The following is a 12,915-nucleotide window of genomic DNA, read 5'->3' on the forward strand; positions in this document are numbered from 1 at the left end:
GCGGCCCGGCACGGACGACAGACGTTCGGCTCAGGACACCGGCACCAGCTCCGGCGCGGGGGCCGGCGGGTCGGTGGGGGCGGGCGCCGGGCGTCGCCGCAGGAACCGCGGGGCCCACCAGTTGGCGTCACCGAGCATTGTCATCAGGGCCGGCAGGACCACTCCCCGGATGATCGTGGCGTCCAGCAGGATCGCCGCCGCCAGGCCGATGCCGAGCTGCTTCATGTCGATGGTGCTCAGCGTGGCGAAGATCGAGAACACCCCGACCATGACGATCGCCGCGCTGGTCACCACCCCGGCCGACGAGGTGATGCCGTACGACACCGCGTCGCGGTTGGACATGCCGGCCCGGACCCCCTCGCGGATCCGGCTCACCACGAACACGTGGTAGTCCATCGAGAGGCCGAAGAGCACCACGAACAGGAACAACGGCAGCCAGGAGACGATCGCGCCCATCGACGTGAAGCCGAGCAGTCCCTCGGCCCACTCGCCCTGGAAGACCAGCACCAGCAGCCCGTACGCCGCGCCGGCGGAGAGCAGGTTCAGCGCGATCGAGCTGGCCGCCACCACCACCGAGCGGAACGTGAAGGCCATGACCAGGAACGTGAGCACCAGCACGAAGCCCATCACCAGCGGCAGCTTGTCGCGGACGTGCGACGCGTAGTCCTCGCTGTCGGCCACGCTCCCGCCGACCGCGTACTCGATCCCGGGGATCCCCCGCAGCTCGGCCGGCACCAGGTCGGCCCGCAACTTCTCCAGCGACTGCACCGACCGGTCGTCCCGGCTGGCGTACGGGGTGGCGACGTCAAGCACCGACACCCGCCTGTCGGCCGACACCTTGATCTTCGGGCCGTCCGCCTCGGTGGGGGCGAACAACGGATCTCCGCCGGCGCGGCCGGCCAGGTCGGTGAGCGCCGCGTTGACCCGATCGGCCTGCTCGGCAGGCGCCCGGACGGCCACCACATGGTTGGTGCCGGTGCTCGGGAAGGCCGCGGTGAGCCTGTCGTACGCCTGCATGGCAGGCGTGGTGCGCGGCAGGTCCTCCATCCCGGGGAACTTCAGCTTCATCCCGAGCGCCGGCGCGGCCAGCGCGAGCAGCAGACCGACCGAGATGACGAGCGTGACCACCGGGGCGCGCAGCGCCGGCCGGAGCAGCGCCGGCCAGAGCCGAGGCGTACGCGGCTCGCCGTGCCGGCCGGTGCGCGGCGCGGTCAGCCGCCAGAGCAGCGGCACCCGGGGCCTGTCGACCCAGCGGCCCAGCCTGGCCAGCAGGGCCGGCAGCACGGTCAGCGAGCCGGTCACCGCGACCGCGACCACCAGGATCGAGCCGACGGCCAGGGACGAGAAGACCACGTCGCCGGCGAGGAACAGCCCGGCCATCGCGATGATCACGGCGAAGCCGGAGACCACCACGGCGTGCCCGGAGGTCTCCGCTGCGATCTCCACCGCGTCCAGGCCGGAGCGGCCCTTGGCCCGCTCCTCCCGCTCCCGGCGGATGTAGAACAGCGAGTAGTCGACCCCCACCGCCATGCCGATCAGCAGGATCACCGGTGACGTCGTGTCGGTGGCCGGCACCAGGTGCGAGGCGAGAGTGGACAGGCCCATCGCGGCGGCGACCGAGGAGAGCGCCAGCAGCACCGGCACGCTGGCCGCGATCAACGCGCCGAACGCGATGATCAGGATGGCCAGGGTGACCGGCAGGCTCAGCAGCTCGGCGCGCTTGAAGTCCTTGCCCAGGGTGTCGTCGAGCGCCTGGCCGATCGACGCCCCGCCGACCTGCTCGACGCGGAGCTGCGGGTGCGCGCCCTGCACGGTGGCGGTGGCGTCGCGCAGCGGCTGCACCCGGTCCGACGCGGTCTCCGGGTCACCGGACATGGTGATCGGCAGCAGCAGCGCCGACCCGTCCCGCGCGGTGACCGGCGGGCCGATCTCGGCAACTCCGGTGACCGTACGCAGTCGGGTCGCCGCGTCGTCGGCGGCCGCCTTCGCCGCCGCCGGGTCCAGGGCGCCAGCGCGGGAGGTGATCAGGACGTTCTCGACCGCCGGGTCGTCGAAGGCCCCGTCGTCCACGATGAGGCTCGCCCGCCCGGCCTCGCCGATCGCCTGGTCCCCGCTTGTGGCCTCGGTGAGGCCGGCGGCGTTGCCGCCGACGAAACACACCGCCACGAACACGATCCACATCGCGATCGCCCGCCACGGATGCTCGGCGCTCCACCGCGCCATCCGCACCGTCACCGGTCTGTTGCCCATCTCGTGTCCCCCTGTCACGTCGACCCCCTGCCGACGCTGCTGACGTTAGGGGCGTGACGAGGCGGTCACATCGGGGAACGGCCCCCGTCCACCCCGGAGTCGGTGTGCGGAGGGCGGCGGGTCCGCCGGAGGGGCATCAACACGCGATTCGGGCGTACGCCCGGGTGTGGCCCGGAGGGTCCGGCCACGACCCGCCGGTGCCGACCCGGAGCCGACTCCGGGTCATCCCCGAAGGGCACCCCGAGGCCGGGGCTGGCAGCGCGGGCAGCTGTACGAGGAGCGGTTCATGAACGACTCGCGGCGGATCGGGGCTCCGCACCGCCGGCACGGCTCGCCCTCGCGGCCGTAGGCGTTCAGTGCCCGGTCGAAGTAGCCGCTCTCGCCGTTGACGTTGACGTAGAGGGCGTCGAAGCTGGTGCCGCCCTCCTTGATCGCCTCGGCGAGCACGTCGCGGACGTGGCCGAGCAGACGCTGCGCGGCCGGCCCGGTCAGCGCGTCGGTGGGGCGGGCGCCGTGCAGCCCCGCGCGCCAGAGCGCCTCGTCGGCGTAGATGTTGCCCACCCCGGAGATCAGCGTCTGGTCGAGCAGGGCCCGTTTCACCTCGGTCCGCCGGCGGCGCAGCGCGGCGACGAAGGCCGCGTCGGAGAACTCCGGGTCCATCGGGTCGCGGGCGATGTGCGCGATCTCTGCAGGCAGGTCCGCGCCGCCCTCGCTGACCGCGAGTCCGCCGAACGTGCGTTGGTCGACGAAGCGCAGCTCGGGCCCGTCGTCGGCGAACCGGAACCGGACCCGCAGGTGGGTCTCGTCGGGGGTGCCGGGCGGCTGGAGCAGCAACTGACCCGACATGCCGAGGTGCCCGACCACCGCGTCGCCGCTGTCAAGTGGGAGCCACAGGTACTTGCCGCGTCGGCGCACGTCCACGATCGTCCGGCCGGCGAGGACGTCGGCGAAGTGCACGCCGCCGGGGACGTGCCGCCTGACGGCGCGCGGGTGTCGGACCTCGACCGAGGCGATCCGCCGGCCGGTGACCCACTGGGCCAGCCCCTGCCGGACGGTCTCCACCTCGGGCAGCTCAGGCACGACGTACGCCCGTCTCGCGACCACCGGTCGGGGACGCGGCGTCGCGGGCCTCGCCGGTCCGGGCCTCGTCGTTGCCGGCCTCGCCGGTCCGGGCCGCACCGTCGCGATCGGCGGAGGGGCCGGCGCCGTTGGCGGACACCTGCCGCTCGGGCGGGGTCTGCTGGTCCGCCACGTCGGCAGGCATGACCTGCGCGAGGTGGTCGGCCTGCTCGGTCCGGGCCGCCTGCTCGGCGCTCTCCAGCGGCCCGAAGGAGTCGCCCTCGTCGGACCCGTCCGGCTGGTCCTGCTTGGCGTTCTGCTCGTGCTGGTCGGTGAGTATCCGCCAGGCCGCCTCGGCGGCCCGCTGCTCGGCCTCCTTCTTGCTGCGCCCCTCCGCGCCGCCGTACCGGTTGCCGGCCACCACGACCCAGGCGGTGAACGTCTTGAGGTGGTCCGGTCCGGTGCCCTCGATCCGGTACTCGGGCACGCCGAGACCGAGCGCGGCGGTCAACTCCTGGAGGCTGGTCTTCCAGTCCAGGGCGGCGCCCCGGCCGGCCGACTCGGCCATCAGCGGGTCGAACAGCCGGTGGATCACGATCCCGGCGGTGTCCAGCCCGTACTGGAGGTAGATCGCGCCGAGCAGCGCCTCCAGGGTGTCGGCGAGGATGCTCGCCTTGTCCCGGCCACCTGTGGTCTCCTCACCCTTGCCGAGCAGCAGGTACGCGCCGAGGCCGTCCGGGCCCAGGCCGCGGGCCACGTCGGCGAGCGCCCGCATGTTGACCACGCTGGCGCGCAGCTTGGCGAGCTGCCCCTCGGGCAGGTCCGGGTGGTTGTGGAACAACGCGGTGGTGATCACGACGCCGAGGACCGAGTCGCCGAGGAACTCCAGCCGCTCGTTCGTCGGCAGGCCGCCGTTCTCGTACGCGTACGAGCGGTGGGTCAACGCGCGTTCCAGCAGGTCCGGCTCCAGGCTGACGCCGAACGCCTCTTCCAGATGACCGACGGACGCCCGCCGCCGCTTGTCGTTGCTCATGATGTGCGTACCTCGGTGTCGGTGGAGCGGTCGGTGCGGTTCGTCGCGGCGTCGCCGTCGAGCAACGCGGAGACCAGTTCGGTGGCACGCCGTCGCCACAGGTGGGCGGCGAGAGCGATGCCGGAGGCGACGTCGTCGGCGCGAGCGGAGCCGTGACAGACGACGACAGTCCCGGCGACGCCGAGCAGGGCGGCTGCCCGGGGCGCGCCACCGCCGACGGGCGGGCCGCCGGCCATCGCGTACGCGCCCTCGATCGCCTTGAGCAGCACGTTACCGGTGAAGCCGTCGGTGACCACGACATCGGCGCGCGCGCCGAGGGACACGTCGTACCCCTCGACCAGGCCGACGTAGCGCGCCCCGCACGGCAGCGGCTCGACGGCGAGCAGGGGGTCGGTGGCGCGGCGTACCCGATCGCCCTTGCCGGCCTCGGTGCCGACCGAGAGCAGGCCGACCCGCGGCGCGGCGACCGAGTGGGCCACCGCGGCGTACGCGGCACCGAGCACGGCGTGTCGGGCCAGGGTGGCGGGGCGGGGCTCCAGGGAACCGCCGACGTCGAGCAGCACCACCGGCCCGGCGACCGCGGGCAGGGTGGCGACAAGGGCGGGTTGGCGGATCTCCGGCCAGCGCCCGAGCCCGAGCACGGCGGCGGTGACCGTGGCGCCTGTCGCGCCGGCCGAGACGAGGGCGTCGGCGGTGCCGTCGCGGACGGCGGTGACGGCGGCGCGGACGGTGCTCTCCGAGCGGGCGGCGCTGGGATGGTCGGCCATGCCGACTGCGGAGCGGACCGGCCGGACCGTGATCCGGGCCCGCTCGGCCGGGGCGAGGGCAGCGATCAGCGCGTCGGCGACCTCGGTCGGTCCGACGAGCAGCAGGTGCAGATCGGGATCGGCGCGCACGGCCCGCAGAGCGCCGTCAACCACGACGGCGGGAGCGTCGTCCCCGCCGAGGAGGTCAACGGCGATCCGCGCGGTGCCCGGCTCCACCGGAACACCGGCCGGGTTGGGCCGGCCGGTGTCGGAGGGAGCCGGGGCACCGGGCGAATGCCAGGGTGCGCGCGCCGCCCGACCTGGGGTCGGGGGCGTCACTCGGCGTCCAGGTCAGACCTCGAGAACCTGGCGGCCGTTGTAGGTGCCGCAGACGGAGCAGGCGGCGTGCGGCAGCTTCGGGGACTTGCACTGCGGGCACGCGACGGTCGCGACCACTGTCGCCTTCCAGTTCGCCCGGCGGGACCGGGTGTTGCTGCGCGACATCTTGCGCTTCGGGACGGCCACGGTTCTTACTCCTCTGTAACGGTCAGTTGCGACAGGCCCGCCCAACGCGGGTCGATCTGCTGGTGACTGTGGTCGGCCGGCAGATCGTCCCAGTGCGCCCCGCATTCGGGGCACAGTCCTGGGCAGTCCTCCCGGCAGAGCGGGTTGGTCGGCAGCGTGAGCACCAACGCGTCCCGCAGCGCCGGCTCCAGGTCGATCAGATCGCCCTGCATCCGGCCCACCTCGTCCTCGTCGGTCGTGGCGTCCGTGGTGCTGTTCTCGTACGCGTACAGCTCCTGGATCGTCACGGCCATCGATTCGTTGATCTCGCGTAGGCAACGCCCGCACTCGCCCCGGATGGGACCGGTGATGGTCCCGGAGACGAGCACACCCTCGGACACCGACTGCAACCTCAGATCGAGGTCGAGGTCCGCGCCCTCCGGCACGCCGATCAACTCCACGCCGAGGTCCGCCGGTGCCGGCACGACCCGCTGGACCTCACGCAACGCGCCAGGGCGACGCGGCAGGTCCCTCGTGTCGAGGACCAGCGGCGCCCTGGGGTCGAGTGTCGATGGCGAGTGCTTGGGCATAGTCAGACTCCGGCCGGTGAGAGGCCGACAAAAAAGGTTACCTGGGCGACCGCCGGACCGTCGAACCGGGGGGACGCCTGCGGTGAGAATGTCGGCTGGTGAGGTGCCGCTCAGAAGGGTAGCGGGCGTTCCGCCTCATCCCCACCGAAGGTACCGATCTCCCGCAGCGCGTGCATCTTGTCCCGGCCACGCTCTATCGAGGCGAGGGCCCGGGTGAGGAACTGCTCGAAGTTGGCCAGCGCGGTGTCGACGTAGTCGTCGACCTCCTCGCGCAGACGCTGCGCCTCGGCGCGCGCCTCGGAGATGATGCGGGCGCCCTCGTGCTCGGCCGACACGGTGATCTCGTTCACCGACACGAGGCGGGCGTGTTCTGCCTCACCCTCGCTGATGATCCGGTCCGCCTCGCGCTTACCGGCCTCCATGATCTTGTCCCGCTCGTCGAGGAGCGCGGCGGCCCGACGCAGGTCGGCGGGCAGGTCGGCGCGCATCTCGTCCAGGGCGGCGATCACCTCGCCCCGGTCGACCATGCAGTTGTTGCGCGACATCGGGACGGAGCGTGCCTGCTCCACCATGGCGATCAGTTCGTCGATGCGATCGAGCGGGTCCACCGGTACCTCACTCCTGTCGTTCGTCGGCCGACCTCCATGATGCGGGCCACGGCCGGGTTCGTGCTCGACCAATCATGTCGTGCCCGCCCCACCCACGCCCCACTCACCCCAACCCGGCGAGTCGCGACATGGTCACTCCCCGCCGACTGCGCACTTCTGGTCGCGCCAAACCACCCGGAAAGGGACGCCCGGGAGCGGGGGTCAGGGGCGGGGGCCCAGGCGTGCCTGGAGGGCCTCGCGGACCGGGTCCGGGACGTGGGCGGAGATGTCGCCGCCCCACTTGGCCACGTCCTTGACAAGGCTGGAGGAGAGGAACGAGTAGAGCGGGTTGGTCGGCATGAAGAGCGTCTCGACGCCGGCCAGTCCGATGTTCATCTGGGCCATCTGCAACTCGTAGTCGAAGTCGCTCACCGCCCGCAGACCCTTGATCAGCACGCTCGCCTGCTGGGCCCGGCAGAAGTCGACGAGGAGCCCACGGAACGACTCGACCCGTACGTTGCCGTACGAGGCGGTCACCTCGCGGAGCATCTCGATCCGCTCCTCGACCGTGAACAGGCCGCTCTTCGACTGGTTCACCAGCACGCCGACGATCACCTCGTCGAACAGCCGGCTGGCGCGACCGATGATGTCGAGGTGTCCGTTGGTGACCGGGTCGAACGAGCCGGGGCACACCGCACGTCTCATGATCGGCGACCGTACCAAAGGGTGGTCTCGCCGTACCGGCGACTGCGCTCGGGGGTGATCCCCTCCACCCACTCGAACTCCCTGGTGCGGCGCGACCGCTCCACCACCACCAACGCGTCGGGCGCCAGCCAGCCCCCGTCGACGAGCGTCGTCAGCAGCGCGGTGATCTCCTCGTCCGGCACGGCGTAGGGCGGGTCGGCGAAGACCACGTCGTAGCCGCCACCGTCCGGGCCGGCGGCCAGAACCGTCGCCACCTTGCCGGCCACCAGGCGTACGGCGGAACCGGCCCGCAGGGTCGCCACGTTCTCCCGGATCACGCGCGCCGCCCTTGGATCGGACTCGACAAGCAGGACGTGTCGGGCGCCCCGGGACAGCGCCTCCAGCCCGACCGCGCCGGAACCGGCGTACAGGTCGGCGAAGCGCGCCCCGTCCAGGTCGACCTCGGCCTCGACGGCACTGAACAGCGCCTCCCGGACCCGGTCGGAGGTGGGTCGGGTGCCGGCGCCGGGCGGCGCGGCGATCCGCCGTCCCCCGAGCGTCCCGGCCACGATCCGGGTCACCGTCTCCTCCTGCTCATGGCCCCGACGCTACGCGACTCGCCGGACCGGCCTGCCGACACGGTCGGTACCGCCACGCAGACGATGTGATCACTTCTCGTATATCAATGATCTCAAGTTCATAACATCCGTCTTAGCAAATCCTGAGCGCTGTATCACGCGCGGCGATCTCGCTAGGGTCTGCCGGGTGCCGGCGGCCAACCCACCGGCCCACGGCTCGGGAGGGCGCCTCTCCGATCGGACGTGCAGTGACCGTCCACTGTCGCTCCCGTGCCACACCCCTGACGCTTCAGCACTCCAGGAGTACCCCGTGATCCGTCCCAAGCTGTCGCTCCGGCGACCGCTGGCCATCCTGGGAGCCGCCCTCGTCGGCCTCACCGGGGTCGCCGCGGTAGCCACCCCAGCCAGCGCACACCACACCACGATCAACGCAACCGTCGGCTGCGACCGGCAGACCGGTGAGCGCCTGATCACGTGGTCGGTGCAGAACAGTCAGGCCGACAAGGACGCGACGCTCCAGAAGGTGACCGCCACTCCGGGGACTCCGGTGAACGCTCTCCTCGCGGACGCGAAGGAGTTGCCGCTGCAGGGCTACCTCCTCCCCCGAAGCGCGACCGTTGAGGCCGTTCAGCGGGTGCCGGGCAACACGACGACCGCCAGCCTCGAGGTGCACGCCGAGTGGTGGGTGGGGGACGTCAAGGCCGCCGAGGACACCCGGGCCAAGAGCATCACCCTCGCGGCCGACAAGTCCTGCACGCCGGCGCCGAAGTGCGTCGAGATCGACAAGGCGAAGTTCAGCCACACCTTCGACGGCCCGAAGGGCACCGCCACCGTCAAGCTCGACGGTGACCTGCCGCTCTGCGGCGACGGCAAGCAGTACTTCACGCTGGTGTCCTACTTCGCGCCGCGGCCGCAGTTCGCCACCCCGCAGTACGTGTACGGCACGCCGGACAGCGACTTCGTCAGCGCCAAGCAGACCGAGATCACGCTGAACGTGGAGATCCCGGACTGCCACACCCAGGTCGACCTCATCTGGGGCGACAAGGACCAGGTCATCAGCGAGATCGTCGACGGCGGCAAGCGCTACGACAACAAGAAGCTCGGCTCGCCGGGCGCTCCGGGCAACCGGTCCAAGGGCCCGCAGGGCTGGTACAACGGCGGCAGCAAGAGCTGCGTCACCCCGGCCTCGACGTTCGCGTCCAAGTGCGACGGTTCGGTCGCCGTGTCGCTGAGCAACGACGGCAAGATCAGCAAGTACGCCGTCGAGTTCGAGGTCAAGGGCGAGAACGGCTTCACCAAGAAGGTCTCCGTCGCGCCGGGTAAGGCCGACAGCAGCATCGTGGTGCCCGCCGCCGACGCCGGCAAGATCGAGGTGCTGGTCGACGGCAAGGTCATCGAGAACGGCACGTACTCCTGGGCGCGTCCCGAGGACTGCCCGCTGCCGGCCGTCACGACCAAGGCCGACTGCAAGGAGTTCGCCCTCACCGTCACCAACCCCGAGGGTGGCCTGCCGGTGAAGACCACGTTCACCTACGGCGACAAGACCGAGACCCGTACGGTCGCGGCCGGCGCGTCGGAGACGGTGACCTTCAAGGCCGGCAAGGACAAGACGGCGATCGTCGCCCTGCCGGACATGGACCTGGAGCTTGAGGCGATCTACACGCCGGAGGGCAACTGCGGCGGTAGCGGTGGCGGTGGCGGCGACGAGCCGGGCCTCCCGGTCACCGGTGCGGCGGCGGGCGGCATCGCCGCCGGCGCGGTCGCCCTGCTGATCGCGGGCGCGGTGCTGTTCGTCATCGCCCGTCGGCGTCGGGTGACCTTCACCGCCTGACCTGACCTGCGCTGAAGACCGAGGGCGCGTCGACCATGCGGTCGACGCGCCCTCGGTCTTTGTGCTGCGCGTGATCGACCCGGGTTCCGGGAAGCGGCGCTGTCCGGCAGGGATACCCCGGTTTCCTGGAACTGGTGTGGATCAGCGGTCCAGGTCGGACCGCCGGATGTCAGCCCTTCTCCAGGTACTCCGCGCGGTCCTCGTCGACCAGGGCCGCGACGGACGCCGCCAGCGCCGGACTGCGGACCAGCTCCGGGTCCTCCTCGATCAGGGTGATCGCCTCGCCGCGGGCGTCGCGGATCAGGTCGGCGTCGCGGCGCAGGGACAACAGGCGCAGGTGCGAGCGGTGCCCGGACTGGGTAGCGCCAGCACGTCGCCCTCACGGCGCTCGGCACCCGAGAAAACATTCAAGTAACTGACCGCAAACAATCACCGGCAATCAGACGGTGTCCTGAAATCGACCGATTATCGGGTCAATGCAGGGATAGTGCATTTCACAGGCGCGCGTCGGGCGATTAGTACGACGTCGAAGGCTTCGCGTCCTCGCTCGCCCACAAGGAGCCGGACATCATTCCTCCGAATTGAGCAACAATACTCCCACTACCACGTGGCCAACGCCTGGACCACCAAGAGTCACTCTGGCAGTCTGACCGTCAGACAGATGATCCAATCGGCCAGCGGGGCCAGTTATCATTTCAATCGTCAGAGCATCGGCGTTAGCGAGATTCAATAATCTTTGCCCCTCGCTCAGCACACCCCCCTCCGCTCGCCCAGTACACACCACAGAACCATCACGAACGTCACGTACGTCGAGAACGAGTAGACCCTCTCGGGCCGTCCTGAGAACTGGATCTATCGAAAGCGCCCTTTTGGCATCGGCGAAGGTGCTACGGACCTCATCCTCGGGCAGGTTAGGCACCGTGAAATTCGAAGCCTTCATATGGGCGTAGAAATCGTCAGGTAAGGCGAAGTCGTGCATGCCCACCAAGTCTGCCGCAATCAGAGGCCAAACCCAAACACCATCCGTCAGGACGCTTTCTCCGGCCGAGACTGTCCGGCCATCCGAAGTCAGGGGATCACCAATACTGCCGGGCACCACCACCAACGGCGAACCAGATCGAAGATACGCTACGACGGCGGACTTATCGCAGACCACGCGGCGCTCAGCGTCTCCGACTCTCACGCCTTTACCGATCGCATATCCGAGATCCTCGTAGAATCCGAAGTATCTCAATCGTCGAGAAGCCACGAATCACTCTCCATTTTATATCCCTGCCACTCCCCACCGCCCGCGAACGTCCCGTCAGGGTTGACGAAGAGCTTCTGGGTGTAGCCAGACACGTCGGCACGCATCTCCCGGAACATAGAGTAGGTCATGTTACCGCCGTAGCAGGTAATCAGGCAGACAGGCTGACCTCCGTGTAGCTCGGATTCGCTCGCACAGCAGCTGCGACAGTTCGGGCAGCAGTTCCGTCAGCGAATCCGTCGGCATTACCGTGGATCACCACGTTGTGGATGCCGGGAATGCGAGGCGCGAACCGCAGGGCGGCGGCGGTATTCGGATCATTGCCGATACCCGTGGCTCCGTTTTCGTGAGTCACGGTCGGCTTCCACTCGGCGGGATCGTAGTCCGCGGCCATGCTACTGGAGCGGCCCGCCGAGGCCCCTTGGGCAGCCTTCGTCGCAGACTTGGTGAAGGCGTTGCGCGTCAGGCCGTTGACTATCGCGCCGGCCTCTTTTTTCGCGGCCGCGCCGGCGGCTGCGGTCGAGGCCCGCGCGCCCGCTCCGGAGAGCATTGAGGACACTCCGGCCTTGAGGGCCTGACTACCTACCGAACCCAGGCCGCCCATGACACCGCCGACGACGGCGCCTATCGCGCCCTGGACGAGCATGCCGCCGAGGCTGACGTTGCCCTTGTGTTCGACCTTGGTCTCGATGGCGTACGTGACCATGTTGGCGGCGGCGCCGGCGAGGGCACCGCAGGCGACCGCACCGGCACCCGTCGCGCCGATCGCGAAACCGCAACCGACACCCACGGCCAAACCGACGGCGACTCCGGCGATGGCTGCCTTTGGGGTCGTCGACCCAGTTGGCAGTCGCGGTGAACGGCTTCTTGAACTTGCAGCCCCGACGCCCGCGTGTTCACCGACCTCACTCGCCACGGGCAGGCACATCTGAGAGCCGGCGAACATGCGGCGGCAGCGACGCTGCTGCATGACGCTCTCGCACTGTGGCGGGGCCCAGCGGGTGAGAACATCACCGCTACCGGCACCCTCACGCAACAACTCGCCGACCTCGACGAACAGCGCGTCATTGCCACCGAGGCCATCAACGGCCCCGCCGAGCACCAGCGCTCTGCGCTCCACACACACACACACACACACACACGCGCGCGCGCGCACACACACGCGCGCGCGCGCGCGCGCGCGCACACACACACACACACACACACACACACACACACACACACACACACACACACACACACACGCGCGCGCGCGCGCGCGCGGGGGGGGGGGGGGGGGGGGGGGGGGGGGGGGGGGGGGGGGGGGGGGGGGGGGGGGGGGGGGGGGGGGGGGGGGGGGGGGGGGGGGGGGGGGGGGGGGGGGGGGGGGGGGGGGGGGGGGGGGGGGGGGGGGGGGGGGGGGGGGGGGGGGGGGGCACACCAACATATATACACACACACACACACACACACACACACATGTGTGTGTATGTGTGTGTGTGTGTGTGTGTGTAAAAAAAAAAAAAAAAAAAAAAAAAAAAAAAAAAAAAAAAAAAAAAAAAAAAAAAAAAAAAAAAAAAAAAAAAAAAAAAGGGGGGGGGGGGGGGGGGGGGGGGGGGGGGGGGGGGGGGGGGGGGGGGGGGGGGGGGGGGGGGGGGGGGGGGGGGGGGGGGGGGGGGGGGGGGGGGGGGGGGGGGGGGGGGGGGGGGGGGGGGGGGGGGGGGAAAAAAACTTTCTCTGGCCCCCCCCAGCAGCCACGGGACAGGAACAATGTAGCCTTAGGTAATGACAGGTGCGAGCCCAGTTGCCCGGACTGGGTGGCGCCAAC

The 12,915-nt window shown here is 70.2% G+C and carries 11 protein-coding genes and 2 pseudogenes; 2 read left to right on the plus strand and 11 right to left on the minus strand.

Annotated elements, in window-relative coordinates:
- Positions 1-30 precede the first annotated feature (30 nt).
- The 9 genes and pseudogenes from OOJ91_RS33450 to rsmD form a co-directional block, all read right to left on the minus strand.
- Positions 31-2,250, minus strand: a complete 2,220-nt coding sequence (locus OOJ91_RS33450; protein ID WP_266251433.1) for an MMPL family transporter — start codon at positions 2,248-2,250, stop codon at positions 31-33.
- A gap of 222 nt (positions 2,251-2,472) precedes the next feature.
- Positions 2,473-3,330, minus strand: coding sequence for a bifunctional DNA-formamidopyrimidine glycosylase/DNA-(apurinic or apyrimidinic site) lyase (gene mutM / locus OOJ91_RS33455; RefSeq protein WP_266251434.1), 858 nt, complete (start codon positions 3,328-3,330; stop codon positions 2,473-2,475).
- Between the two features lie 259 nt (positions 3,331-3,589).
- A pseudogene (gene rnc / locus OOJ91_RS33460) lies at positions 3,590-4,342 on the minus strand (ribonuclease III); the annotation flags it as partial.
- A complete protein-coding gene (locus tag OOJ91_RS33465) occupies positions 4,339-5,325 on the minus strand; it encodes a phosphate acyltransferase PlsX (protein ID WP_266251435.1) in 987 nt (328 codons plus the stop codon). The gene OOJ91_RS33465 and the pseudogene rnc, both read right to left, overlap by 4 nt.
- A 114-nt stretch (positions 5,326-5,439) precedes the next feature.
- Entirely contained in the window at positions 5,440-5,613 is a 174-nt protein-coding gene (gene rpmF / locus OOJ91_RS33470; RefSeq protein ID WP_030335284.1) for a 50S ribosomal protein L32, read from the minus strand.
- Positions 5,614-5,618: 5 nt separating this feature from the next.
- Positions 5,619-6,182, minus strand: coding sequence for a YceD family protein (locus OOJ91_RS33475; RefSeq protein WP_007456463.1), 564 nt, complete (start codon positions 6,180-6,182; stop codon positions 5,619-5,621).
- 110 nt (positions 6,183-6,292) lie between these two features.
- Positions 6,293-6,790 carry a hypothetical protein gene (locus OOJ91_RS33480; protein WP_266251436.1) on the minus strand — a complete coding sequence of 166 codons (498 nt, stop codon included), beginning with the start codon at positions 6,788-6,790 and terminating at the stop codon, positions 6,293-6,295.
- Positions 6,791-6,991: 201 nt separating this feature from the next.
- Positions 6,992-7,474 carry a pantetheine-phosphate adenylyltransferase gene (gene coaD / locus OOJ91_RS33485; protein ID WP_039905612.1) on the minus strand — a complete coding sequence of 161 codons (483 nt, stop codon included), beginning with the start codon at positions 7,472-7,474 and terminating at the stop codon, positions 6,992-6,994.
- Positions 7,471-8,034, minus strand: coding sequence for a 16S rRNA (guanine(966)-N(2))-methyltransferase RsmD (gene rsmD / locus OOJ91_RS33490; protein WP_266251437.1), 564 nt, complete (start codon positions 8,032-8,034; stop codon positions 7,471-7,473). The genes coaD and rsmD overlap by 4 nt, the downstream gene beginning before the upstream one ends.
- A 307-nt stretch (positions 8,035-8,341) precedes the next feature.
- Between rsmD and OOJ91_RS33495 the strand changes: the two genes are divergently transcribed.
- Positions 8,342-9,862 (plus strand): cell wall anchor protein, encoded by a 1,521-nt coding sequence (locus OOJ91_RS33495; RefSeq protein WP_266251438.1) that lies wholly within the window; start codon positions 8,342-8,344, stop codon positions 9,860-9,862.
- 169 nt (positions 9,863-10,031) lie between these two features.
- Here the strand turns inward: OOJ91_RS33495 and OOJ91_RS33500 are convergent.
- Both OOJ91_RS33500 and OOJ91_RS33505 read right to left on the minus strand, forming a co-directional pair.
- Positions 10,032-10,252: pseudogene (locus tag OOJ91_RS33500) on the minus strand (ATP-dependent DNA helicase RecG); the annotation flags it as partial.
- A gap of 840 nt (positions 10,253-11,092) precedes the next feature.
- Positions 11,093-11,239, minus strand: coding sequence for a hypothetical protein (locus OOJ91_RS33505; RefSeq protein WP_266251439.1), 147 nt, complete (start codon positions 11,237-11,239; stop codon positions 11,093-11,095).
- A 761-nt stretch (positions 11,240-12,000) separates the two neighbouring features.
- On the opposite strand from OOJ91_RS33505, the gene OOJ91_RS34515 reads away from it, so the two are divergent.
- Positions 12,001-12,873, plus strand: coding sequence for a BTAD domain-containing putative transcriptional regulator (locus OOJ91_RS34515; protein ID WP_353962114.1), 873 nt, complete (start codon positions 12,001-12,003; stop codon positions 12,871-12,873).
- Positions 12,874-12,915 lie beyond the last annotated feature (42 nt).

The sequence above is a fragment of the Micromonospora lupini genome (assembly GCF_026342015.1).
In the GTDB taxonomy this organism is placed as follows: domain Bacteria; phylum Actinomycetota; class Actinomycetes; order Mycobacteriales; family Micromonosporaceae; genus Micromonospora; species Micromonospora lupini_B.